Source organism: Candidatus Tisiphia endosymbiont of Sialis lutaria (assembly GCF_964026535.1).
GTDB lineage: Bacteria > Pseudomonadota > Alphaproteobacteria > Rickettsiales > Rickettsiaceae > Tisiphia.
Map to the genome: position 1 here is coordinate 396,533 of NZ_OZ032153.1, position 23,633 is coordinate 420,165.

The 23,633-nt window shown below is 34.3% G+C and carries 36 protein-coding genes, 4 tRNA genes and 1 other RNA gene; 7 read left to right on the plus strand and 34 right to left on the minus strand.

Features of this window, described 5'->3' with window-relative positions; all coding sequences use genetic code 11:
• Positions 1–3 precede the first annotated feature (3 nt).
• The 15 genes from AAGD20_RS01865 to rplN all read right to left on the minus strand — a co-directional run bounded on the left by AAGD20_RS01865 (position 4) and on the right by rplN (position 8,562).
• Positions 4–1,020 carry a DNA-directed RNA polymerase subunit alpha gene (locus AAGD20_RS01865; protein WP_341749193.1) on the minus strand — a complete coding sequence of 339 codons (1,017 nt, stop codon included), beginning with the start codon at positions 1,018–1,020 and terminating at the stop codon, positions 4–6.
• 18 nt (positions 1,021–1,038) lie between these two features.
• Entirely contained in the window at positions 1,039–1,425 is a 387-nt protein-coding gene (gene rpsK / locus AAGD20_RS01870; protein ID WP_094648908.1) for a 30S ribosomal protein S11, read from the minus strand.
• 12 nt (positions 1,426–1,437) lie between these two features.
• On the minus strand, positions 1,438–1,815 hold the full coding sequence (gene rpsM, locus AAGD20_RS01875; protein ID WP_341749194.1) for a 30S ribosomal protein S13: 378 nt from the start codon (positions 1,813–1,815) through the stop codon (positions 1,438–1,440).
• Between the two features lie 60 nt (positions 1,816–1,875).
• The gene (locus AAGD20_RS01880) at positions 1,876–2,514 is read right to left on the minus strand and encodes an adenylate kinase (RefSeq protein WP_341749195.1); all 639 of its coding nucleotides are present in this window, start codon (positions 2,512–2,514) and stop codon (positions 1,876–1,878) included.
• A 335-nt stretch (positions 2,515–2,849) separates the two neighbouring features.
• Positions 2,850–4,151 (minus strand): preprotein translocase subunit SecY, encoded by a 1,302-nt coding sequence (gene secY / locus AAGD20_RS01885; protein ID WP_341749196.1) that lies wholly within the window; start codon positions 4,149–4,151, stop codon positions 2,850–2,852.
• A 3-nt stretch (positions 4,152–4,154) separates the two neighbouring features.
• Positions 4,155–4,610, minus strand: a complete 456-nt coding sequence (gene rplO, locus AAGD20_RS01890; protein WP_341749197.1) for a 50S ribosomal protein L15 — start codon at positions 4,608–4,610, stop codon at positions 4,155–4,157.
• 10 nt (positions 4,611–4,620) lie between these two features.
• Positions 4,621–4,809, minus strand: a complete 189-nt coding sequence (gene rpmD, locus AAGD20_RS01895; RefSeq protein ID WP_375330537.1) for a 50S ribosomal protein L30 — start codon at positions 4,807–4,809, stop codon at positions 4,621–4,623.
• Between the two features lie 295 nt (positions 4,810–5,104).
• Entirely contained in the window at positions 5,105–5,647 is a 543-nt protein-coding gene (rpsE, locus tag AAGD20_RS01900; RefSeq protein ID WP_341749198.1) for a 30S ribosomal protein S5, read from the minus strand.
• A gap of 15 nt (positions 5,648–5,662) precedes the next feature.
• Positions 5,663–6,019, minus strand: a complete 357-nt coding sequence (rplR, locus tag AAGD20_RS01905; RefSeq protein WP_094648901.1) for a 50S ribosomal protein L18 — start codon at positions 6,017–6,019, stop codon at positions 5,663–5,665.
• A 23-nt stretch (positions 6,020–6,042) separates the two neighbouring features.
• Positions 6,043–6,576 (minus strand): 50S ribosomal protein L6, encoded by a 534-nt coding sequence (gene rplF / locus AAGD20_RS01910; protein ID WP_341749199.1) that lies wholly within the window; start codon positions 6,574–6,576, stop codon positions 6,043–6,045.
• A gap of 9 nt (positions 6,577–6,585) precedes the next feature.
• Complete coding sequence (gene rpsH / locus AAGD20_RS01915) at positions 6,586–6,984, minus strand: 30S ribosomal protein S8 (RefSeq protein WP_094648899.1); 399 nt, start codon at positions 6,982–6,984, stop codon at positions 6,586–6,588.
• A 16-nt stretch (positions 6,985–7,000) separates the two neighbouring features.
• Positions 7,001–7,306, minus strand: a complete 306-nt coding sequence (rpsN, locus tag AAGD20_RS01920; RefSeq protein ID WP_094648898.1) for a 30S ribosomal protein S14 — start codon at positions 7,304–7,306, stop codon at positions 7,001–7,003.
• Between the two features lie 16 nt (positions 7,307–7,322).
• Positions 7,323–7,862: a 50S ribosomal protein L5 gene (gene rplE, locus AAGD20_RS01925; RefSeq protein ID WP_094648924.1), complete on the minus strand. Its 540-nt coding sequence runs from the start codon at positions 7,860–7,862 to the stop codon at positions 7,323–7,325.
• Between the two features lie 2 nt (positions 7,863–7,864).
• Entirely contained in the window at positions 7,865–8,194 is a 330-nt protein-coding gene (rplX, locus tag AAGD20_RS01930) for a 50S ribosomal protein L24 (protein WP_094648897.1), read from the minus strand.
• Positions 8,194–8,562 (minus strand): 50S ribosomal protein L14, encoded by a 369-nt coding sequence (rplN, locus tag AAGD20_RS01935; RefSeq protein ID WP_094648896.1) that lies wholly within the window; start codon positions 8,560–8,562, stop codon positions 8,194–8,196. Before rplN ends, rplX begins: the two co-directional genes overlap by 1 nt.
• 27 nt (positions 8,563–8,589) lie before the next feature.
• Here rplN and AAGD20_RS01940 point away from each other — a divergent pair, with 27 nt between their 5' ends.
• Complete coding sequence (locus tag AAGD20_RS01940; RefSeq protein WP_133062920.1) at positions 8,590–8,793, plus strand: hypothetical protein; 204 nt, start codon at positions 8,590–8,592, stop codon at positions 8,791–8,793.
• Positions 8,794–8,830: 37 nt separating this feature from the next.
• Here AAGD20_RS01940 and rpsQ read toward each other — a convergent pair whose 3' ends face one another.
• From rpsQ to AAGD20_RS02010, 14 genes are all read right to left on the minus strand, one after another.
• Positions 8,831–9,061, minus strand: a complete 231-nt coding sequence (rpsQ, locus tag AAGD20_RS01945) for a 30S ribosomal protein S17 (RefSeq protein WP_094648895.1) — start codon at positions 9,059–9,061, stop codon at positions 8,831–8,833.
• A 4-nt stretch (positions 9,062–9,065) separates the two neighbouring features.
• Positions 9,066–9,278, minus strand: a complete 213-nt coding sequence (gene rpmC, locus AAGD20_RS01950; RefSeq protein WP_094648894.1) for a 50S ribosomal protein L29 — start codon at positions 9,276–9,278, stop codon at positions 9,066–9,068.
• The gene (gene rplP / locus AAGD20_RS01955; RefSeq protein ID WP_341749200.1) at positions 9,271–9,681 is read right to left on the minus strand and encodes a 50S ribosomal protein L16; all 411 of its coding nucleotides are present in this window, start codon (positions 9,679–9,681) and stop codon (positions 9,271–9,273) included. The genes rpmC and rplP overlap by 8 nt, the downstream gene beginning before the upstream one ends.
• Before the next feature lie 15 nt (positions 9,682–9,696).
• Positions 9,697–10,353 (minus strand): 30S ribosomal protein S3, encoded by a 657-nt coding sequence (rpsC, locus tag AAGD20_RS01960; RefSeq protein ID WP_094648892.1) that lies wholly within the window; start codon positions 10,351–10,353, stop codon positions 9,697–9,699.
• Between the two features lie 3 nt (positions 10,354–10,356).
• Positions 10,357–10,716 (minus strand): 50S ribosomal protein L22, encoded by a 360-nt coding sequence (gene rplV, locus AAGD20_RS01965; protein WP_094648891.1) that lies wholly within the window; start codon positions 10,714–10,716, stop codon positions 10,357–10,359.
• 2 nt (positions 10,717–10,718) lie between these two features.
• A complete protein-coding gene (gene rpsS / locus AAGD20_RS01970) occupies positions 10,719–10,997 on the minus strand; it encodes a 30S ribosomal protein S19 (protein ID WP_094648890.1) in 279 nt (92 codons plus the stop codon).
• 13 nt (positions 10,998–11,010) lie between these two features.
• The gene (gene rplB / locus AAGD20_RS01975; protein ID WP_094648889.1) at positions 11,011–11,832 is read right to left on the minus strand and encodes a 50S ribosomal protein L2; all 822 of its coding nucleotides are present in this window, start codon (positions 11,830–11,832) and stop codon (positions 11,011–11,013) included.
• Position 11,833: 1 nt separating this feature from the next.
• Positions 11,834–12,130, minus strand: coding sequence for a 50S ribosomal protein L23 (locus AAGD20_RS01980; RefSeq protein WP_094648888.1), 297 nt, complete (start codon positions 12,128–12,130; stop codon positions 11,834–11,836).
• Complete coding sequence (gene rplD, locus AAGD20_RS01985) at positions 12,127–12,750, minus strand: 50S ribosomal protein L4 (protein ID WP_341749201.1); 624 nt, start codon at positions 12,748–12,750, stop codon at positions 12,127–12,129. Before rplD ends, AAGD20_RS01980 begins: the two co-directional genes overlap by 4 nt.
• Before the next feature lie 5 nt (positions 12,751–12,755).
• Positions 12,756–13,406: a 50S ribosomal protein L3 gene (gene rplC / locus AAGD20_RS01990; protein WP_341749202.1), complete on the minus strand. Its 651-nt coding sequence runs from the start codon at positions 13,404–13,406 to the stop codon at positions 12,756–12,758.
• A complete protein-coding gene (gene rpsJ / locus AAGD20_RS01995; RefSeq protein ID WP_094648885.1) occupies positions 13,406–13,729 on the minus strand; it encodes a 30S ribosomal protein S10 in 324 nt (107 codons plus the stop codon). The genes rplC and rpsJ overlap by 1 nt, the downstream gene beginning before the upstream one ends.
• A gap of 168 nt (positions 13,730–13,897) precedes the next feature.
• On the minus strand, positions 13,898–15,082 hold the full coding sequence (tuf, locus tag AAGD20_RS02000; protein ID WP_341749203.1) for an elongation factor Tu: 1,185 nt from the start codon (positions 15,080–15,082) through the stop codon (positions 13,898–13,900).
• Positions 15,083–15,168: 86 nt separating this feature from the next.
• Positions 15,169–15,242, minus strand: a tRNA-Gly gene (locus AAGD20_RS02005).
• Between the two features lie 21 nt (positions 15,243–15,263).
• Positions 15,264–15,349: transfer RNA gene (locus AAGD20_RS02010), tRNA-Tyr, on the minus strand.
• Positions 15,350–15,633: 284 nt separating this feature from the next.
• Here AAGD20_RS02010 and rlmB point away from each other — a divergent pair.
• Entirely contained in the window at positions 15,634–16,365 is a 732-nt protein-coding gene (rlmB, locus tag AAGD20_RS02015; protein WP_094648883.1) for a 23S rRNA (guanosine(2251)-2'-O)-methyltransferase RlmB, read from the plus strand.
• Between the two features lie 312 nt (positions 16,366–16,677).
• On the opposite strand, the gene AAGD20_RS02025 is transcribed toward rlmB, so the two are convergent.
• Together AAGD20_RS02025 and AAGD20_RS02030 are read right to left on the minus strand one after the other, a co-directional pair.
• Positions 16,678–17,250: a NifU family protein gene (locus tag AAGD20_RS02025; protein WP_341749204.1), complete on the minus strand. Its 573-nt coding sequence runs from the start codon at positions 17,248–17,250 to the stop codon at positions 16,678–16,680.
• A 26-nt stretch (positions 17,251–17,276) separates the two neighbouring features.
• Positions 17,277–17,362 (minus strand) — tRNA-Leu (locus AAGD20_RS02030).
• 191 nt (positions 17,363–17,553) lie between these two features.
• On the opposite strand from AAGD20_RS02030, the gene AAGD20_RS02035 reads away from it, so the two are divergent.
• The 3 genes from AAGD20_RS02035 (at position 17,554) to AAGD20_RS07070 (ending at position 18,418) form a co-directional block, all read left to right on the plus strand.
• On the plus strand, positions 17,554–17,676 hold the full coding sequence (locus AAGD20_RS02035) for a hypothetical protein (RefSeq protein WP_341749205.1): 123 nt from the start codon (positions 17,554–17,556) through the stop codon (positions 17,674–17,676).
• A 195-nt stretch (positions 17,677–17,871) separates the two neighbouring features.
• A tRNA-Arg gene (locus tag AAGD20_RS02040) sits at positions 17,872–17,948 on the plus strand.
• 137 nt (positions 17,949–18,085) lie between these two features.
• Positions 18,086–18,418: a hypothetical protein gene (locus AAGD20_RS07070; protein ID WP_410520903.1), complete on the plus strand. Its 333-nt coding sequence runs from the start codon at positions 18,086–18,088 to the stop codon at positions 18,416–18,418.
• A 169-nt stretch (positions 18,419–18,587) separates the two neighbouring features.
• On the opposite strand, the gene AAGD20_RS02050 is transcribed toward AAGD20_RS07070, so the two are convergent.
• The 3 genes from AAGD20_RS02050 to ssrA form a co-directional block, all read right to left on the minus strand.
• Positions 18,588–19,351 (minus strand): IS5 family transposase gene (locus tag AAGD20_RS02050; RefSeq protein WP_341749206.1). Its coding sequence is split into 2 segments (ribosomal slippage): positions 18,588–19,016 and positions 19,019–19,351, totalling 762 coding nucleotides; the frame shifts between segments, so codons are not numbered across the junction.
• Positions 19,352–19,509: 158 nt separating this feature from the next.
• A complete protein-coding gene (locus AAGD20_RS02055) occupies positions 19,510–19,992 on the minus strand; it encodes a ClpXP protease specificity-enhancing factor SspB (RefSeq protein ID WP_094648880.1) in 483 nt (160 codons plus the stop codon).
• Positions 19,993–20,119: 127 nt separating this feature from the next.
• Positions 20,120–20,461: a transfer-messenger RNA gene (gene ssrA, locus AAGD20_RS02060) on the minus strand.
• Between the two features lie 556 nt (positions 20,462–21,017).
• On the opposite strand from ssrA, the gene AAGD20_RS02065 reads away from it, so the two are divergent.
• Together AAGD20_RS02065 and AAGD20_RS02070 are read left to right on the plus strand one after the other, a co-directional pair.
• Entirely contained in the window at positions 21,018–22,022 is a 1,005-nt protein-coding gene (locus AAGD20_RS02065) for a hypothetical protein (RefSeq protein WP_341749207.1), read from the plus strand.
• Positions 22,023–22,449: 427 nt separating this feature from the next.
• Positions 22,450–23,280 (plus strand): SDR family oxidoreductase, encoded by an 831-nt coding sequence (locus AAGD20_RS02070; protein ID WP_341749208.1) that lies wholly within the window; start codon positions 22,450–22,452, stop codon positions 23,278–23,280.
• The last annotated feature ends 353 nt before the right edge of the window (positions 23,281–23,633 follow it).

A 23,633-nucleotide genomic window follows, 5' to 3' on the forward strand; every position in this document is an offset into this window, starting at 1 on the left:
AAATTAATATGGATCTTCGTAACGCTTAGATAAATCCTGAATATTTTCAGGAGGCCAGCCTGCTACGTCCATACCAAATTTCAAGCCAAAAGTGGCTAATATATCTTTGATCTCATTAAGAGATTTTCTACCAAAATTTTGAGTTCTCAGCATTTCTCCTTCCGTTTTGATAACAAGATCTCCTATATAGATTATATTATCATTTTTCAAACAATTTTGAGATCTGACAGATAATTCTAATTCCTCAACTTTTTTCAACAAGGCTGGATTAAATGATAATTCTTCTAATTTATCCTGCTTATCTTCCATTTGTTCTTCAAATGTAATAAATAATTGCAACTGATCCTGCAGAACTCTAGAAGCAATGGCTATAGACATTTCAGGAGAAATACTACCATTAGTTTCAACGATCATAGTTAGCTTGTCATAATCTGTAACCTGACCAACACGTGTATTATCAACTTTATAAGTAACCTTCCTTACAGGACTAAATAACGCATCTATTGGGATTACCCCAATAGCAGCTTCTGAATCAACATTACTCACAGCAGGAACATAACCTTTTCCTGTCTCACACACTAGTTCCATTTCAAGCTGGGCTCCTTTTGCCAAGGTACAAATCATATGATTAGGAGTTAATATCTCCACATCATGACCTGCCCCAATCATACCGGCAGTCACCACACAAGGTCCAGTAGCACTTAATCTTACAACCTTCTTTTCGGAAGAATGCATCTTAATGACTAAGGACTTAAGATTTAAAACTACATCAACTAAATCTTCTTTAACACCAGGTATAGCAGAGAATTCATGCACCACCCCTGGTATTTTTATCGAAGTTATTGCAGCACCCTGAAGAGAAGAAAGCAAAATTCTCCTCATAGCATTACCTATTGTTAGACCAAAGCCTCTCTCTAGAGGTTCAACTACAACTTTTAATATATTAGTATTCTTATCAGGACTGTCATACACGATCTTCGGCTTGATCAGTGAGTTCCAGTTTTTATTTAATGATAACATTATTTACTACCTATCTCTCTATACTCTTCTTCTCTTTGGCGATCTAACACCGTTATGAGCAACGGCTGAAACATCCAAAATTGAGGTAACTATAAAATTTTGACTAAACACTGCCCGCATAGCCGATTCTCTTTGCGCCCCTGCCCCTTGCACTCTAATTGAAACAGTTTTAAGACCATGCTCTTTTGCTGCTTCTGAGGCTTTATCAACAGTTATTTGAGCAGCATAAGGAGTAGCTTTTCTAGCCCCTTTAAAACCATGTGTACCGGCTGTTGAGAACGCTATAGCATTACCTTGCACATCTGTAAAAGTCACAATAGTATTATTAAAAGTTGTTTTTATATGAACAACACCAAGAGTGATATTTTTTCTTTTTTTCTTGATCTTAGTATTAGCCTGACTCATTATTATACCATATTACTTTGTAACTTTTTTCTTACCGGCAATTGCAATAGCTTTGCCTTTTCTTGTTCTAGCATTAGAATGAGTATTTTGTCCTCGCACAGGCAGTTTTCTTATATGCCTGAGACCTTGGTAACTTCTAATATCTTTTTTCTTCTTGATGTTAAGAGTTACTTCTCTTCTTAAATCACCTTCTACTTTATATTCTTTTTCAATAACACTACGTAAAACAATAAGTTCTTGATCAGTTAAGTCTTTAACCCTTTTACTCTCAGATATCCCAGTCTTCTGACAAATTTTTCCTGCAGCAGAAGAGCCGAGTCCATAAATATATGTTAAACTCACTACTAATCTTTTGTTTGCTGGAATGTTAACACTCGCTATTCTTGCCACAAATAATCTCCAAATTTTGATAACAACCAAAAGGGAATAATATAAAAATATCCCTTAAAGTCAAATAATTTCTAACATTTTATCTAAAACATCTTCTACTTCTTGCTTATCCTTACTTGCATCAACAACATAGAATTCACTATTATCTCTATAATAGCTAAGTAACGGATAAGTTTCTATCCTATATTCTTCTATTCTATGTTTAATAGTCTGTTCATCATCATCTTGTCGATGAATGAACTTATCCGATCCACAAACATCACAAACATTATCAATCTTAGGTTTAATAAAGTAACTATTATAAATTTGTTTACAATTTGCACAACTAAATCTACCCAAAATCCTCTTAATAATTACTTGATCGTCTATCTCAAAAAACACCACTTTAATCTTTTGACTAGCAAATTCTCTAAGAAAGCTAGCTTGCTCTAGATTACGAGGATAACCATCTAGAACATAACCATTTTTATATATATCCTGAGTTAAAAACTTTTTAACTACATTATTTACCAATTGATGAGGGACAAGTTTTCCTTGTGCCATATACTGTTGAATTAACAACCCCTCTTCATTATTGACCTTTACCATTTGTCTAAATATATCGCCTGTAGACACATGAGGTAAATTTAACTTTCCTGCCAATAACTGCCCTTGAGTTCCCTTCCCTGAGCCAGGAGATCCTATAAGCACTATAATCACTTTAAACCCATCTTTAGATATATAACATAATATATACTTACCACTAAGTATAAAAGTACATTATTTTAAGAATTAGCTACAAAAACTCTAAAATATTCACAAAGCAATTTAAAAATCGCAAAAAAACAGTCTACAAACCCAAAGAGTCTATTACTCAATAATCAAATTTTTTGCAAAGCTTATAAATAGTAGGTTGTTCGAAGGAAATTTGAATATATCCAAATCACAACATCTATCTTTAAACGCAAAATTTATCATTCCAGACTACTATTGTCATTCCCGCTTCAGTGCGGAATCTAGATACCTGCTTACGCAGATATGACACTAATCAAGTTTTAATTTTTTAATTTCATTTTTTTTATTAACCCCTCATATCTATTGCTAAATAAATGAGTTTGAATTTGGGCAAATGTATCTAAAACAACATTAACAACAATTAAAAAACTTGTTCCCCCTAAAGCAAAAGATACAGAATATTTATTCATTAACATTTCAGGAACTATACATATAAAACTTAGATATATACCACCTATGACAGTTAATCTAGTTAGCAAATAATCAAAATATTCCGAAGTATTTTTACCAGGTCTTTTTCCAGGAATATATGCCCCATATTTCCTCAAATTATTTGCTGTTTCTTCTGAATTAAAAACTACTGCTGTATAAAAAAAGCTAAAAAACATTATCAACGCAACATACAGCAAAATATATAGAGCTTTCCCATGCCCTAAATGGAAAGTTACTAAATTCATAATTTCCGAATTATTGCTAGAAAAATTAGCTATTGTTACCGGAAACAATAAAATTGTACTAGCAAATATTGGCGGTATTACCCCAGCAGTATTAAGCTTAAGGGGCATATGAGTTGAATCACCACCATAAATCTTATTACCAACCTGTCTTTTTGGATATTGTACCAAAACTTTCCTTTGAGCCTTCTCAAAGAAAATTATCATGGCTATAATCAAAATAACTCCTAAACAAATAGCCATCACCACGATAGGAGACAATCCTCCACTTCTTGACAACTCAAACATACTTATAATAGCACTTGGTACTCCAGATACTATACCTATAAATATAATCAATGAGGAGCCATTACCAATACCTCTACCAGTAATCTGTTCACCAAGCCACATTAAGAACATAGTACCTACAACTAAGGTTATAACAGTAGTAACCTTGAAAAAAAGCCCAGGTATAATCACTACAGGACCTACATTAGTTACAACATGTTCCAAACTTATTGCCACACCATACGCCTGAAAAGAAGCTAATAAAACAGTTAAATATCTAGATAACTGATTGATTTTTCTTTTACCAGCCTCACCTTCTTTTTTTAAATTCTCTAACGGCTTGTAAATTATTGACATCAATTGAATAATAATTGATGCAGTTATATATGGCATAATCGCTAAAGCAAAAATAGACATCCTACTTAAAGAGCCACCAGATAGCATGTTAAACATACCAAGTAAACCGGATTGATTTTGTTCAGCCACACTGCTCAACGCAACCGAATCAATACCCGCTATAGGAATAAATGAACCAAATCTACATATTATAAGAGCTAGAATAGTAAAAATAACTCTATTAGCTAAGTCTTTATTAGATTTTTGTGTGGATTTTAAGCTCATAAATTACAATATTTGACCACCAACTTGCTCAATTATCTTTTTAGCAGATGCCGAATAAGCATCTAATTGAAACGATAAGGGACTATTAAATTCACCGCTGCTAACAGATAATAATTTAACCAACAACTTACTATTCTTAATTAACCCTACTTCAACTAACTTATCTTTTGTGATAACTTCCGTTGAATTCAAAGGACTTTCTGATATTAAAAATTCTATATCAGCAATATTCACTACATTATATTTCTTAGAACTAGGACAATTAAACCCTCTCTTTGGTAATCTTTTAATCATTGGCATCTGCCCGCCTTCAAAACCCTTGATAGCTACACCAGATCTAGATTTTTGACCCTTAACACCTCTACCGCATGTTTTGCCTTTACCGCACCCAATACCGCGTCCTACCCTTTTTTTATCTCTCTTGGCACCAAAATTGTTAGATAACTCATTTAACTTCATTTTATAAACTCTAATTTATATTTTCTACTTTTAATAAATGTTGTACCTTTCTGATCATCCCTCTAATAGAGCTTGTATCTTTTAAAATAACAGATTTATGCATTTTATTTAAACCCAAGCCTATCAAGGTTTCTTCTTGATCATATTTACGACCTATAGTACTACCAATTTGGGTAACTTTAACTTTTGCATCATTCATTTTTTCTTTATCACTATTCATAAATTTCTACAACCCAATTATTACTTATAACATTACTTTAACAAGAAACTATAGCTATAGTCAATTGATGGAAAGTTGGTGACGTCATCACTCACCACTCGCCTACTTATAGGCATAGAGTGTTGCAGGAGGTCTAATGCTTCATGCCACTAAAATAACTCACTCTAAGTGACTGCTCACTAATAGCCCAGTTTGATTCGCCTCATCCCAGATTTCACTGGTCTTCCACAATTGCGATATCTTTTTATCAGCCCCCTAAAGAATATAGCTCAAATTATTCTGATATTACTTCTTGTTGCCCTTTTATAGACTGAGTCGATATCTCATTTAAGTTCTTCCCTCTCCTTTCAGCAATATTCTTTGGAGAAGAAAGTTGAGATAACGCATCAAAAGTCGCAGCAATCATTGCATATACATTACTAGACCCTAAAGATTTAGCAACAATATCATGAACCCCTAAAGAATCAAAAATAGCCCTCATAGCACCACCAGCAATAACACCAGTACCCGCCTTGGCTCTTCTTAAAATGACCTTTGCTGCTCCACTTTTACCAATAACATCATGGTGAATGGTTCTACTCTGATAAAGAGGAACCCTAATCATACCTTTCCTTGCTTCTTGGGTAGCCTTAGCTCTAGCCTCTGTTACCTCTTTCGCCTTACCATGACCATAACCAACCTTACCGGATTTGTCACCAGCTACAATACAAGCAGAAAAAGAGAATTTTCTTCCACCTTTTACTACTTTAGTAACTCTGTTTACATCCACCAAAGTTTCGGTTAATGCTTCACCCATATTTTTTTTAGCTTTAGCCATTTCTTAAACCTAAAATTAGAAATTTATTTTCTTTCTTGCTGCATCAGCCAATGCCTTAACAACACCGTGATATTTATAACCACCCTTATCAAATACAACCTCTTGCACTCCTTTAAGCGATGCTCTTTCTCCTATCAACTCACCTACTTTTGTAGCTGTACCAACATTACAGCTAGATTTTTTTAACTGTCTAATTTCTTTATCCAAGGTTGAAGCAGAAGCAATAGTAATTGACTGTTTGTCATCTATAACTTGTGCATATATATGCTTTCCAGATTTAAAAATAGACAATCTGATTCTGTTTGATACCTTTGATATCTTAGACCGTACTCTAGCCTTTCTTGTCTCAAATCTTAACTTTGAACTACGCATACTTAACTTTTAACCCTTAAATTTTAGTTTTTCTTACCTTCTTTTCTTTGAACATACTGACCCTTACGTTTAATACCTTTACCCTTATATGGCTCAGGCGGTCTCTGCTTTATAATAATTGATATAAACTGACCTAGTTTTTCTTTATCAACACTTTGCAATATAATCTGATTCTGTTTAGGAGCGGTAACTTTTATATTCTGAGGTATCTCGATTTTAGTATTATGACTTTTAGCGAGCATTAAGTTTAAATATTTATCTTTCACCAAAGCCTTATAACCAACACCATTTATTTCAAGCTCTTCTGTAAAACCTTCACTAACACCTTTCATCATACCATTTATTATACTTCGTGCCGTACCCCACATAGACCTAGCACTTTTAGTCTCTGCTAATGGTTTAACAACAAGCTGATTATCTTGCAATGAAATTGCTATATTCCCAGCAAAAGTCTTTGATAATTCTCCCTTAGGACCGACAACATTGACTTTCAACCCATCAAGCTCAACTTTTACCCCTTCAGGTACAGGGACTGGCAATTTTCCAACACGTGACATTTTTATACCTTAAAACACTTTACAAATTACTTCACCGCCAATCTTTTGGCTATGTGCTTCTCTATCAGATAACACGCCTCTAGAAGTAGAAAGAATATAAATACCCATATTGTTATAATATCCTTTTAATTTATCAATGGAAGAATAAATCCTCTTACCTGGTTTTGAAACTCTATTTATTTCACGTATAGCAGGTTTTCCATTAACAGAATATTTTAAATCCACCTCAATGTGACTTATATTATCATTCTTAACAACTACATACTCTTTGATATAACCTTCTTTTTTTAAAACATCCAAAATAGCACATTTTATTTTTGAAGAAGGTAGAGATATACTCATCAATTTACTTTTTTGACCATTTCTAATTCTAGTCAACATATCTGCTATATTATCTGTCATTGACATACGATAAACCTACTTTTTACCAACTTGCTTTAACTAAACCAGGAACCAATCCCTTACTACCAAGCTCTCTCAGCTTATTTCGTGATAAACCAAATTTACTGTACACTCCTCTTGGACGCCCAGTAAGTTCACACCTATTTCTAACTCTATTCATAGCTGAATTCCTAGGTAACTTAGCCAGAACCATCACTAGCGAAAATCTCTCTTCTAAAGATAACTTTTTGTCGTAAATCTTGTCTCTTAACTTAGCACGCTTATTATACAAACTTTGTGCCATCTTTCTTCGTCTATTATTCTTTTTTATAGAACTTACTTTAGCCATCTTCTTTCTTCAAAAATTAATTATAAAAAGGCAAATTAAAGCCTGAAAGTAATGATTTACCCTCTTCATTATTTGTAGCACTTGTAACAATCGTAATATCCATACCACGAATTACATCTATCTTATCGTAATTAATCTCTGGAAAAACAATTTGCTCTTTTATCCCAAAAGTAAAATTACCTCTACCATCAAAACTTTTACTTGAAAAGCCTCTAAACTCTTTTATACGTGGTAGAGCAACAAGTACTAGCCTTTCGAGAAAATCATACATTCTATCTTTACGCAAAGTAACTTTGCAACCAACTTTCATACCTTCACGAAGTTTAAAAGTAGCAATAGACTTCTTTGCCTCAGTTACCAAAGGCTTTTGCCCTGAAATTAAAGTTAGATCATTAACAGCATGATTAATTATCTTAGAATCAGCAACCGTTTCACCAACTCCCATATTAACAACAATTTTTATAACCTTAGGTATCTGATGTTTATTATCATAGGCAAACTTTTTTTGTAAGCTTGGGATAATCTCTTTACCGTATAAATCTTTAAACCTGAACAACATTACTTACCTTCCTTGCTGATAATTTCACCAGACTTCTTAGCTACTCTTACTTTAGAACCATCATCTAGAAATTTAAAAGCAATTTTTGTACCAGTACCTGTCTTAGGGTCTACATGAGCAACATTGGATATATGTATTGATAATTCCTTTGAAACTATGCCACCTTCACTTGCTTTACTTGGCTTAACATGCTTGCGTGCAATATTTACCCCTGAAACAATGGCTCTATTCTGTTCTGGGAAAACTTTTAACACTTTACCCTTTTTTCCCTTATTTTTTCCGGTGATAACAATAACTTCATCACCTTTCTTGATTTTTAACTTAACCATTACAATACCTCTTCTGCCAACGACATAATCTTAACGAATTTTTTTGCCCTTAATTCTCTAGTTACAGGACCAAAAACCCTCGTACCTATCGGCTCTCCCTGTTTATTCAAAAGTACTACTGCATTGGAATCAAATTTAATTGTACTACCATCTGCTCTTCTAACACCCTTCTTTGATCTAACAAGCAACGCCATATATATCTCACCTTTCTTTACTTTGCCATTTGGTGACGCTTCTTTTACAGAGACCACAAAGAAATCTGCAAGGTATGCTATCATGCGGTGTGAACCACCAAGCACTTTAATACACATAACTTTTTTAGCACCAGAATTATCAGCAACATCTAAGATGCTCTGCATCTGAATCATAACTTACTCCCACTTGAGAATTTAATAATGCCACAAGATAAACAATCTAAACAACAAAGTCAAAGGATAAAAACTACCTTTCTTTTAGATTTTCTAGAATATTTTTCTAATAAGCATATTTATAAACATTACCATAAGCAAAGAACCGTAACGTACGGAAATACATACGAAAACAGATTTACCAACAAAATAATAACTAACCCTAAGAGGCTGCCCGCGATAACTAATTAATTATCGCAGGCAACCTCCTAGCATTAAAGAGGTATATTTATACCCCTAATACCACCCAAGACTTAGTCTTAGATATAGGGCGACTTTCAACTATACTAACCTTATCACCATCCTTATACGTATTTTCTGGATCATGAGCAGCGTATTTCTTAGAAACTTTTACAATTTTTTTATACATAGGATGCTTAAACCTACGCTCCACTTTAACCGTAATAGTTTTATCTGTTTTTGAACTTACAACAACGCCCTGCAACACTCTTTTCGGCATTTCTCTATTCTCCAGTTTTTGATCTTGTGGTTAATTCTGTATTAATACGAGCTATTGTTTTTTTTACAAAAGAAAACCTACTAGTATTTTCTAATTCACCTAAAGTTTTTTGAAACCTTAGATTAAAAAGCTCTTTTTTAAACAAAATTCTTTTTTCGTGGAGTTCCTCCATGGTTTGTCCAACCAACTCCTTTGGTGATAACCCCAATTTACTCATAACGCCTCACTATCCTTGTTCTTACAGGCAATTTGGCACTAGCAAGCTCAAGTGCCCTGGTAGCTACATCATCTGTAACCCCTTCAATTTCAAACATAATTCTGCCAGGTGATACCCTTACTGCAAAAAATTCAGTAGAGCCTTTTCCTTTACCCATTCTAACTTCCGCCGGCTTCTTTGACACAGGCAAATCAGGAAAAATCTTAATCCATAACCTACCCTGCCTTTTCATACAACGAACAGCTGCCTTTCTTGCAGCCTCTATTTGCCTTGCAGTAACCCTTAAGCCATCCAATGACTTCAAGCCAAAAGAACCAAAAGCTAGCATAGTACCAGATTTTGCCTTTGAGGGAACTCTTCCTTTATGTGCTTTTCTAAATTTTTGTTTTTTTGGAGCTAACATTATCTTACTTCAAAATTAATTATGTTTCTTTCTATTTTCCACATGATCACCCCTATAGACCCAAATCTTTATACCTATAACTCCATAAGTTGTCATAGCTTCAGCAGTCGCATAGTCAATATCAGCTCTCAAAGTATGCAAAGGCACTCTACCTTCTCTATACCACTCTGTTCTCGCTATTTCAGCTCCAGCCAAACGTCCAGAACAAGCCACTTTTATACCTAACCCTCCTTGCTTAAAGCAAGCTTGGATAGCAGTTTTCATAGCTTTTCTAAAAGACACTCTTTTTTCAAGCTGTACAGCAATCGTTTGAGCAATAATAGTAGCGTCTATATTAGGTTTCTTTACTTCATGTATGTTAATATATATTTCTTCTAAACAGGTAATTTTTTGGACATGTTTTTTTAATTTATCAATGTCGTTACCACTTTTACCTATAATAACACCAGGCTTTTTAGCAAAAATATTAATTATAACACTTTTATTAGAAGGTCTTTCTATTAACACTCTACTAACTTGTGCTTGCATATAGTTTTTATTAATCAGATTTCTAACCTCTAAATCTTGAATAAAAAGAACTTTATACTGCTTTTCAGCATATAACACCGAGTCCCAACCTTTAATTAATGTTGGACCAACTCTAAAGCCATGCGGATTAACTTTTTGCCCCATATTTTACTTCCCCTCAACTTCAGTAACTGTAATATATAAATTACTAAAAAATTTATTAATCCTTGTTGCTCTTCCTTTAGCTCTTGGCATAATTCTTTTCATTACCAATGCCTTACCTACCGTTGCAGAAGTAACAAACAACGCATCAATATCTAAACCAAAGTTATTCTCAGCATTAGCAACAGCAGACTGTAAACATTTTTTTACATCTTTAGCAATTCTTTTCGGGGAGAAGGTAAGCTGAACCATAGCTTCCGATACTTTCATATTCCTAATAGAAGTTGCAACCAAATTCAATTTTCTTGGACTCACTCTAAGAGACTTAGCAATTGCTGTAGTCGAACCTTTATTCACCTTTACCATATTTATTTTCTCTTAACTTTTTTATCTGCCCCATGACCATGGAAAGTTCTAGTTGGAGAAAATTCACCTAATTTTTTACCAACCATTTCTTCACTAACAGTGACAGGTATAAATTTATTTCCATTATGCACAGCAAATGTTACTCCAACAAAAAATGGTAAAATTGTTGACCTCCTAGACCAAGTCTGAATCATTTCTGATTTACCGGACTCAATCAATTTTTGTACTTTTTTTATCAGATAACCATCTACAAAAGGTCCCTTCCAAACTGAACGTGCCATAATTACTACCTAATTATTTTCTTCTCTTAATAATAAACTTTGATGTAGACTTATTCTTACGGGTTTTCTTACCCTTAGTTGGGAAGCCCCATGGAGTCACCGGATGACGACCACCAGAAGTTTTTCCCTCTCCACCACCATGTGGGTGATCAACTGGGTTCATTGCAACACCACGAACATGCGGTCTCCAACCTAACCATCTATTTCTTCCAGCCTTACCCAAATTTGTATTTTTTTGATCGGGATTTGAGACAACACCCACCGTAGCTTTACAATCTAACGGCACCAACCTAAATTCTCCAGACCGAAGTTTGATCTGAGCATAACCCGAATCCTTACCTACTAAATTAACCGAAGTCCCCGCCGATCTTGCAATCTGACCACCTTTGCCAATTTTCATTTCCACATTATGCAAAGTAGTCCCAATAGGGATAGATTTCAAAGATAAACAATTTCCAACTTTTATGTCAGCATTATCGCTTGACACTATTCTATCGCCTACAACAAGCTTTTGTGGTGCTATAATATAAGAATACTCACCATCATCAAATTTAATCAAAGCAATGAAAGAAGTTCTATTAGGATCATACTCTATTCTTTCAACTGTAGCGAATATATCTTGCTTATTTCTTTTAAAATCAATTATACGATAAAGCCTTTTATGCCCCCCTCCTCTATGCCAAGAAGTGGTTCTACCAAGATTATTTCTACCACCAGTCTTACATAAACCTTTAGTCAAAGGTTTATGAGGTTTACCTTTCCAAAGATCAGATTTATCAACCTGTATTAATTCTCTAAGAGATGGAGTAACTGGATTAAACTTTTTTAAAGCCATTTTATTTAATACCCCCAGTAAAATCAATAGTATAATCTTTTTCTAGTGTCACGATAGCTTTCTTTTGATCTGATTGTCTACCGTTAACACCTTTGAATCTCTTTTTCTTACCTTTTACATTCATGATGTTAACTTTTTTAACCTTAACCTCAAAAATTTTCTCAATAGCTGTCTTGATAGAAGCCTTTTCAGCACTATCAGCAACATGAAAAGTAAACTTATTTTGTTCAGATAAAATATTGCTCTTCTCAGTGATCACAGGATTCCTAATAAGATCATAATGTTTATAAGATTTCACTTCAACCTCTTTTCTAAAGCATCTACAGCTTCTCTTGATAACAAAACATAATCATGGCGTATTATATCATAAACATTTGCACCAATTTGTGGTACCGAAATAGTATTAGGAATATTTTGTACTGCCAAAGAAAAATTAGTATCAACTTCATTACCACTAACAATAAAATAACTCTTACCATGAAAATTATTTAATAATTTTGCAAGATTAGAAGTTTTTGATTCATCTAATTTTAAAGAATCTAATATTAACAATTTCCCTTCTGTCAATTTTTCTGACAATGCATGTTTTAAACCAAGTTTTCTAACTTTCTTTGGTAATTTTGTAGCATGACTCCTTACTACTGGACCGTGAGAAACCCCACCGCCCCTCATTTGTACAGATCTTAAAGACCCCTGCCTTGCATTACCGGTACCTTTTTGCTTAAAAGGTTTCTTTGTAGTACCAGATACTTGCGATACTGTCTTCGTTTGATGTGTACCAGCCATAGCTTTCGCTCTTTGCCAATCAACAACAAGCTTGATAATATCTTGTCTAACAAAGTCTATGGCAAATACTTCATGATCTAAATCAACCTCACCAACAACTTCATTTTCAAGATTTAATAATTTAGCTTTCATATAGTTTATCCTGCAGCTGTAATGGTTTTCTTAATAGCATCCTTAATGTAGACATAAGATCCTTTCGAGCCTGGGACATTACCACTAACTATGATTATACCTTTTTCTATATTAGTATCAACTATCTTCAAGTTCTGAATAGTAACTCTTGTACTCCCCATGTGTCCGGCCATTTTCTTATTCTTAAATACCTTACCAGGGTCTTGTCTACCACCAGTAGAACCATGTGAACGATGAGACACAGATACACCATGTGAAGCTTCAAGCCCTCTAAAATTGTGCCTCTTCATACTACCAGCAAAACCTTTACCAATAGTAGTACCTACAACATCTACAAACTGCCCAACAACAAAATGATCAACTCGCAATGTAGAACCTATATCAATGAAAAAAGAAGCAGAAATTCTGAATTCCTTCAATTTTTGTTTTGGTGCAACGTTAGCATTAGCAAATACTTGCCTCATTGGCTTTGTTACTTTAGATAATTTCTTATCCTTTACCCCAACAACCAAGGCGTTATAACCATCCCTTTCTTGGGTCTTTTGTCCCACTACTTGACAATCTTCAACTTGCAGAAAAGTAACGGTAGTTCTCTCTCCCTTTTCATTAAAAATTGAACTCATGCCAATTTTTTTAGCGATTAAACCGGTTCTCATCACTCAATACTCTCTAACTTAATCTCAACATCAACACCAGCAGGCAAATCAACTTTCTTTAAAGCATCAACAGTCTGAGGGGTTGGATAACTTATTATTAAAAGCCTTTTCTGAATTCTAATCTCAAATTGCTCCCTTGATTTTTTATTGACATGTGGAGACCTATTAACGGTAAATCTTTCAATTGTCCTTGGAAGCGGAATTGGACCAATTATATCTGCACCAGTTCTTTTAACAGCCCCTACTATCTCTCTAGTACCTTGCTCAAGCGAACGGTGATCAAATGACTTTAGACGAATTTTAATTTTTTGATTATTTTTCATTAACTAAACCTTTTTATAAACAGCCCGACCATCCAAAATACGCTTCTTTAACAGACTTGCTCAAATTTTTTGTAAACATAACTTGAGGCAAGTTCAATTAAACGTATTTTGCCTAGCCATTAAAAAAAAGTAATCATCCTAAATTATTTTAAGATGATTACTCCTCTGTTATTTTATAATCTTTGATACTACACCAGCTCCTACTGTCTTACCACCTTCACGTATAGCAAAACGGACACCTTCTTCCATAGCTATTGGAGAAATCAGGGTAATATTTAGATTCGCATTATCACCTGGCATAACCATCGTTTTACCATCTTTTAAAGCAATCTCCCCAGTCACGTCAGTAGTTCTAAAATAAAACTGTGGACGATACTTATCGGTAAACGCTGTATGACGACCACCTTCTTTAGTGGTAAGCACATAAACCTCAGCTTCAAATTCAGTATGCGGAGTTATACTACCAGGCTTAGCTAATACTTGTCCTCTACACACATCTTCTCTTTTAGTTCCACGTAGCAATATACCAACATTATCACCAGCTTCACCTTGATCCAATAGTTTCTTAAACATTTCCACACCAGTACAAGTAGTTTTTTGAGTATCTCTTATACCAACAATTTCTACCTCTTCACCAACTTTTACTACACCTTTCTCAATTTTACCAGTAACAACTGTACCTCTTCCAGAAATAGAAAAGACATCTTCTATTGGCATTAAGAATGGTTTATCTGTATCTCTCTTTGGTTGTGGTATATATTCATCAATAGCATTCATCAATTCTTTAATTGCAGCTTCTCCTTCAGGTTTTCCTTCTAAAGCCTGCAAAGCTGAACCCCTGATAACTGGTATATCATCTCCAGGAAAACCATACATTGACAGAAGCTCTCTGACTTCCATTTCTACTAAATCAACTAATTCTGGATCATCAACCATATCAACTTTATTCAAGAAGACAACCATTGTAGGCACACCTACTTGCTTAGCAAGCAATATATGTTCCCTTGTTTGAGGCATTGGACCATCACAAGCAGATACTACCAATATTCCAGCATCCATTTGGGCTGCACCACTAATCATATTCTTTATAAAGTCTGCGTGTCCAGGACAGTCAATATGAGCATAATGCCTTTTTTTAGTTTTATACTCAACGTGAGCAGTAGCAATAGTTATACCCCTTTCTTTTTCTTCCGGAGCAGCATCAATTTCATCATAGTTAGTAGCCTTAGCACCACCTTCTTTTGACAATACTAAAGTTATTGCAGCTGTTAAAGAAGTTTTCCCATGATCTACGTGTCCTATAGTACCTACATTACAATGGGGCAGATCCCTCTCAAATTTTACCTTTGCCATAATTCATTCTCCACAATTTAAGATTTATACAAATTTAACAATAAAAACAACAAATTTATCCAATTTCCAATTAACACCAATAGTTTTGGAGCGGGTGATGGGAATCGAACCCACGTGGCCAGCTTGGAAGGCTGGAGCTCTACCATTGAGCTACACCCGCGTATTTCACCTAACCAATCTGTGGTGGAGGAAGAAGGATTCGAACCTTCGTACGCTCACGCGGGCGGATTTACAGTCCGCTGCCATTGACCACTCGACCATTCCTCCAAAGAATTTACGCAAGCATTAAATAGCCTAATTAAAAGTAAAGCACAACATAAATTTACTGTAAGTGCCAACAAATCTTTTTTGCCATTTTCTTGAGCCTTTTAGATAAGCTAATATTAAACTTATATATTTATGCAAATCAATAAATAATAAAAGTATAGATAAAAACCTATACAAATAGTTTCTATTAAAATTTACAACAACTTAGAACGTTTATCTAGTTGTAACTTTCTATAATAAATAGTAGTTTGTGTCAAGAATAAATTACTATAGGTTCTAATAAGATGATAAATAAATCTAATATTTCCAAAGATTTCTACTACCTATATGGGAAACATCCAGTACTTGCAGCTTTAAGTAACCCCAAGCGTTATATTCAAAGAGTTTTCTGTACAGAAGATATTTTTAATTTGAACAAAAATTTAATATCTAACCATCAATATGAGATTACCAATACAGATTCCCTAACCCGTCTTCTTGGTGCAAATCATAATCATCAAGGAATAGCCGCTAACGTTAAAAGCATTTTCTCTAATCATATTGAAGATATTGACATAACTACTGCCAATTGTAAAGTAGCTATTTTAGATCAAGTAACCGATCCACAAAATATTGGGGCTATTATTCGTAGTGCGGCTTCTTTTGGTATCACAGCCATAATATTACCCGCCGATAATGCCCCAGATGAAAATGCCACTATAGCAAAAACAGCTTCTGGAGCTTTGGAACTAGTACAAATGGTTAAGGTAACTAATTTAAGGCGGTCAATAGAATATCTAAAGAAACATGGGTTTTGGATTATTGGTCTGGACGGCAAAGCAACCCAATCCTTAGATAATAAAATATTTTCAGATAAAATGGCAATAATACTTGGATCTGAAGATAAAGGAATAAGGCGGCTAGTTAAAGAACAATGCGATTATCTGGTTAAAATCCCAATTTCCAGTAAGGTAGAAAGCCTAAATGTTTCAAATGCTGCGGCAATATTGTTTTACTTGACTTCATTAATAAGATAGTACCCTACATTTTTTCTACTATTTTTTATGATGAATAAAAAATCTTGTCACCAAGCGTCATTGCGAGGAGATCGTAAGGTCGACGAAGCAATCCAAAGAATAACCAGGAATGGATTGCTTCTTGGCTTAAGCCTTTTCGCAATGACGCTAGGAAACTGCCTGCGATATAGTTAATTCAGGAAAATTTGGTGCTAGGAACGATGGAGCTACGCCTATAAGTAATAGACGAGCATTGAGCGACGACGTCACCAACTTCTCATCAATTGACTATAACTGATTAATTACTTATCTCTATACTGCATAACTAATATCTTAATCTTCTACAGCTTCAACCGATGCAACCTCAGGAATAAAGTGCTTAAGCATTGACTCAATACCATTTTTTAAAGTAATACTCGAACTAGGACAGCCATGGCAAGCTCCGCGAAGCTCTAATTTTACCACCCCATTTTCAAATCCTCGATATATTATATCACCTCCATCCATGGCAACCGAAGGACGTACACGTGTTTCAATAATTTCTATAATCTGCTGTTCGATTTCAGACATCTCGTCCAAATTATTTACACTAGATTTGTCAGTAGATATATTATTTTGCACATCAAACACAGTAAAACCAGAAGTAAAATGATCCATCATAATCATCAAAATTTCAGGTTTTAAAACCAGCCAATCACTTTCTTCTTCCTTAGTAATAGTAATAAAGTCACTACCAAGAAACACCGATTTTATGTTATTTACACCGAATAATTGAACTACCAAACTGCTTTTACCCCTTACCTCATCAAGATTACTAAAATGAAAAGGTTGATTAGGGCTAATGGGTAGATTAGGAAAAAATTTTATCGCATTAGGATTAGGAGTAATTTCAGTTTGAATAAACATATACATCTTCCTTGATAAAAAATAAATGGTACCCGCGGCCAGACTTGAACTGGCAAGGGCTTGCACCCCACGGATTTTAAGTCCGTTATGTCTACCATTCCATCACGCGGGCAAGGTAAGTTAGTTCAATCCTAATTGCTTACACAACTAATACATATTGGAGTAACTTGCTATTCCAAATTCATGTAGATTATGCTAAGATTGCACAGACTAATAAAAAAAACATTAAAAAGCAAGTGTTTTTATAAATTACCAGAATTATAAATTTAAAATGTAAAATGCAGTATAGTCAATTCAGGGGAATTGGGTAGCAGGAACGATGGAGCGACGCCTATAAGTAATAGGCAAGCGATGAGAAACGACGCCCACAACTTCTCATCAATTGACTATAATATTAACTTAACAGATGTTAATTTAGATCAATAAGCATCTAATAACATATTAGACAAGTACAGAATGTTAAAATTAATGTACGAACCTATGCGTTAAGTACTATATGATATTGACATAATAGAAGTTTAAGGATATATTGTGGTCTTTCTTAAAGATTTCACTTTTTAGACACTTATAAAAATAAGCACACTAATGTCATCCAAACTCCAGCACAAGGCATGATATAAGGCACCCGTAGCTCAATTGGATAGAGTATATGACTACGGATCATAAGGTTGGGGGTTCGACTCCCTCCGGGTGCGCCAGACTTCTCAAGGCTTACAGGATTTTTCAATTTCTCAAAAGCATTTTTATTTTGGTTTTATTTTGGTTTCCCACCAAAACTCCCCAGACTTAACCTACAAAACAGTCTGTTTTTGACCGTTTTTCACGGGGAGGGAATATGACAGAATCGTTAATTTTTTCCGGCGGTTTAGCTGAAAATTCCGATACTATCTTTTATAATATAGTCGGTAATTTCGTCCCACCTGAATGGCGAAACCTTACTAATAATTGTGGTAAGCAATTAAGTAAAACTTCTCGTCAACTTCTATCTTTAATAGTTTCTCGCCTACAGATTTATCAAAAAGATAAACTATCAGAAGAATTACAAGAAGGCTATCATTTTTTCGAAAAAGAGTTAGGTTCTGTTGACAAAATTTTTAACGTAACCATATTAAAGCTCCAACAAAATTTAGAAAGGCTAAAAAGGTGGCTGGGGCTTTATCAAACCTAGAAAATATACGCCTAAAATGTTTGATTTTAGGGGAGTAGACGTAATAGTCACCTATTACGCCCCTCGTTAGAACCACATCGCGCCCTATTAAGGCAATGGACTCAAGATATTACCATAAATAAGAATAGCCTGATTGACTAATAATTTTTTGCTCAGCTAGGGCGTGTCATCAATTAAGTAATATTACAGAAGAAGCCAAATAAATTGTTCCCAGAAAATTCTGAGCTAGTTTATCATAACGCGTAGCAATGCCTCGAGATTGTTTAAGTTTTGCAAAGAAATTTTCAATTAAATGACGATACTTATAAAGCTCTATATCATATTCTACAGGAAATTTACGATTCTTCTTGGATGGAATTACAGGAGTGCAATTCTTATCTTTTATCTTATTCCTCATTCTTGCCTTAGCATCATAAGCCTTATCTGCAATTACGGTATCCGCTTTTGTCAAAGTTTCCATTAAAGCATCAGAGCCTTGTAAATCATGCGACTGACCAGGGGTTAAATGAAAAGCTGTCGGATTTCCTAAAGAATCAACAGTTGCATGAATTTTAGTTGATAAACCGCCTTTACTACGACCTATTGCTTGGTCATCTACTATGGCTTTTTTTTAGCTCCGGCACTATGTTGATGTACTCTAACAATCGTTGAATCAATCATACTATATTCATTATCTGCATCTTGTGCAAGTAGTTCAAAAACCTTCTTCCATACCTCTTTTTGGCTCCAACGTGTATGTCTTGTATGAATTACTCTAAAATCTCCAAATCTTTCTGGTAAGTCTCTCCACGGTATACCAGCACGATATCTATATAATACAGCTTCTACGAATAATCTATTATCTTTGGCACTTGCTCCTACGTCTCCTTCTTTTCCAGGTAAAATATCCTTTATTCTTTCCCATTGATCATCTCTTAAAGCATATCTGCGCATTGGTCACCTTCTTATTTTTTTACCAATATCTAATTGGCCTCATCTAATATTTATGTCAACTTAATTGATGACACGCCCTAGATACCGCACCAAAGCAGGAATGATATTAAATCGAACGGGTGTAAGGCAAACAGAAGCTTCGTTGACATTCATAAATTCTACACGGGTTTACGGGGTTTTCGAAATTTATCCAAAACTATTATATTATCTACTGAATTAGATTTACTTCTAGAATCAACAGTTCTCTTAATTATTTCTCTTTTTTTTGCGTCTGATAATTGATTAGATTTGATTATTTCTGGCTTAAATTTTAGGCTATAACCACTATTAGGATCAATAAAACTGATCAGAGAATCAAATGGTACATTAATCGTTTCTTTGATGCCATCAAAACTAACTGTTACGGAAAAGCCATTATCCCCTACAGTTAAATCCTCAAATTGATATTGCATTACTATAGTTATTTCTTCTGGATAACGTTCTTTTATCCTAGAAGATAATACTACGGCAGGATTGTCAGTTCTATAAGAGATATACAAGAGTTGATTCATCTGCAACTTATCTGTACGAATTCTTGCAAGAATCTTTTTTACAAACTCAAACATGCATTCGTTAAGAAATTGTTGATATGAGATATTCATAGTTATAAAATAAATAAAATAAAACTAATAGTAAAATCTATTGAATTAGATTTTCAATATTTTTGAACATCCTAAAACTAAGTTCAGGATGGTTTGCCAATACTCAATCTAATCTAATTAATTACTAAGCGGGGCTTTTTCTGTTGCCCGGTTAAGCCCCCAACCGCGTAGGATTAAGCAGCTAGTGCTTGATTTCCTACGAAACGTTCATTATCATTTGCGTTTCTTTTTTTTAACCCAATGACACAAGGTCCGGCGGAATTATACCGAGTAAAAATAATTTTTTTATTAAGCACGTCGATCCTATTTCGCCCCCATAAAGCATTGTTCACAAATATACCACAACTTTCTGGTGGAAGCGCCGGGTACCGCCCCCGAGTCCGCAACCTCTATTCTAAATCACGTTTATTACCATATCTGCAAAAGCAGCAATTCTATGATACATCAATTATAACGGAGTGTAAAGGCTAATTTCAACCAGGGCTATCTGATATAGTCAATTCACGAAAATTTGGGGCTAGGAGCGATGGAGTATATAGGCGTTAGTTTAAGAAAATAATAATTGAAAAACCATTATTGTGAAGAGACCTTAGGTCAACGAAGCAATTCAAAAAAGTGATTAAAAATGGATTGCCACGCTACCTAAGATGGCTCACAATGACTATTTTTCTACTTTCATTTTCTTGCTGACGCTTATGCGATGGAGCAACTCCTATAAAGTAATAGGCGGGCATTGAGCAACAACGCCTCCAACTTCTCATCAATTGACTATAGATGTCAAGGTTACATTTCATTCACTACCCTTATAATTTGGCAGGATTTTTGCTGTAGCATAGATTTTTAATATATTGTATTTTTCAACTCTTTGGTATACAGTTTATCTGTAAAGATTAATTTTTATTTATCTTTGAAATCATAAAATATCACTATAAGGTCAGCAATTATATCCAGGATAAAAACTGGATTAAATTACTAAAAACTATTTAGAATAATTAAACATTTTTTAATTTATGAGGTAAATAATTATGGCTACACTTGAAAAAATTATCCAAGATTTGAAAAACAGAGAGCAAATTAGTGAAATAAATTTGTCTTACATAGTTATAGGTGATAAGGGAGCCGAGGAACTAGCAGAAGCCTTACAGAACAATACCACTGTGAAAAAAATAGATTTGATGTCAACCGGCATAGGTAATAAAGGAGTATATGCATTAGCAAAAGTCTTACCGAAGAGTGCTGTAAGAGAAATAGATTTGTCTCACAACAATATAGGTAATGATGGAGTTGAGGCACTAGCAAACGCCTTAAAGAACAATAGTGCTGTGACAGAAGTATATTTGTCTCACAACCAGATAGGCTATGAGGGGGCGAATGAACTAATAAAAGTCTTACAGAACAGTCATGATGTAACGGAAGTATTTTGGCATGAATACTCATACCATGAAGAAAAGTTAAAAGTATCTCAAGCCTTAAAGAACGATAAGACTGCAGTGATAATAGATTTGGCTAGAAACCAGATATCTAGAAGTGAAATGGGAAAGAAATGGCTAAATAAAGCCTTAGAGCAAATTAACACTGTGCCGGAAATACATTTGATACACAGCTATATAGGTGATGAGGAAATAAAGACACTAGTGGAATCCTTAAATAACAATAGCACTGTGAAAGAACTAAAATTGGGCTGCAATCAGATAGGCAATAAGGGAGCGAAAGCACTAGCAGACTTCTTAAGAAATAACAAAACTGTGGTAAAAATAGACTCGCTTTGCAACCAGATAGGTGATGAGGGAGCGGCGGCACTAGTAAAAGCCTTACAGAGCAATAACACTTTGCAAAAACTAAAATTGAAGCACAATCAGATAAGCAATAAATTATTACAGGATATAAATGAACTATTAAAGAAACACGAATTACAAGCCATAGAAGAATTACAAGCAGAAAAATATAATTTAGAATTAAAGGTTGCCGATGATTATACTGAGGTACCGTTTCTTGGTGATGAAGATTCTTCAGCAACATTAAACATGTAAGGATTTTTTAAGTAAAATTTCCATATATTACAAAAACCTGAAGAAATATTATGGTAATTTTTATTCTTCAGGTTTTTGTATTTGTTATATAGTCAATTGATGAAAAGTTGGTGACGTCGTCACTCATCGCTTGCCTATTACTTATAGGCGTCGCTCCTGCTACCCAATTCTCCTGAATTGACTATATTTGCCTTTATAATAGGTAATTTACTTTGTAAATAGTTGACTTCGTAATAATATACCATTGCTAAAATAAATTCCCTATAGGTTGCTAATGAAAAATCATAGAAAATGATAACGAAGCCATGCGGTTTTCAAGGAGAAATTTAGTCATTTTTTATAGATGCGACAAAACCAGGAAAAATTATTGATTCATAATTACTTTGTAGTATATTTTTTCCTTTAATAAGGAATAATTAATAGCTATATGAGAATTTTTATTACTATTTTTACATTAATATTTTGTTTTTCAACTTATACTATTGCTGATAGTTCAAGTAGTGCAGTGCTAGTTACTGGATCAACTGGTGCATTTGGAGAGGCAATTTGCTTATCTCTGGCATCAGAAGGATATAATTTATTAATCACTGGCAGAAATGAGAAAAAATTAAAATCTCTCAAAAATAAGTTACAAACAAAATATCCAAGTACAAAAGTTGAAACACTAAAAATAGATTTTTCTGATTTTAAAACTATTAAAGCTGCAGCAAATAAAACAGACGGAGTATCACTCAAAGCAGTTGTGCTGATTGGTCCAAGACCATCATTACGTAAAAATGGTTTTCCAAGTACACAAGAATGGTCTGAAGAATTTCAAAAAACTTTTATTGCTCCACTTGAAGTAGTGCGTATATTTGGAGAGAAGATCGAAAATAATGGTAGTATTGTTATAATATCAGGTAGTAGTTCTAAAAATTATTTGCCTAATTATCAGAATACTAATGTATTACGGCTTGCTTGGATAGGTGAAGTAAAAAACCTTGTACAATTCTTTGCTGTTCGTAAAATTCGTGTTAATGCAGTCTCTCCAGGTATAATTTTAACTGAGTATCACAAAAAGAGAATTGAGGAAAAAGCTAAGTTGAATAATACCACTTTTCAAGCACAGCTATCTTTGGACACAGCGGCTATACCTCTTAGATCATATGGGCATACCGACGATGTAGCCAATTTAATATCTTTTTTAATTTCAGATAAGTCTGTACACCTAAATGGCTCAAATATTCTACTTGATGGGGGTGAATCTACTGCTTATTAGGGATAGTAAATATTTTTAGTGATAATATTTCCTGGTTCTTTTGCGATTCTAGGAGGCTACCTACGATAACTAATTAATTATATTTTGAGCTATAGTCAATTGATGAGAAGTTGAGGACGTTGTCACTCATAAGTGGCAGTTTAAGAAGGTAATAATTGAAAAATCGTCATTACTAGGAGACCGTAAGGTCACGAAGCAATCCATAGGTTGTCATTCCCGCGTAGGCGGGAATCTAGCCCCCTGCTTACGCAGGGGTGACATCTCTTTCGCAAGGGATGACACTAAGTTGAGCAAGGATAACAAGAAAGCACAGAAATAACAATTTATGGATTGCCACGCCACCTAAGGTGCAT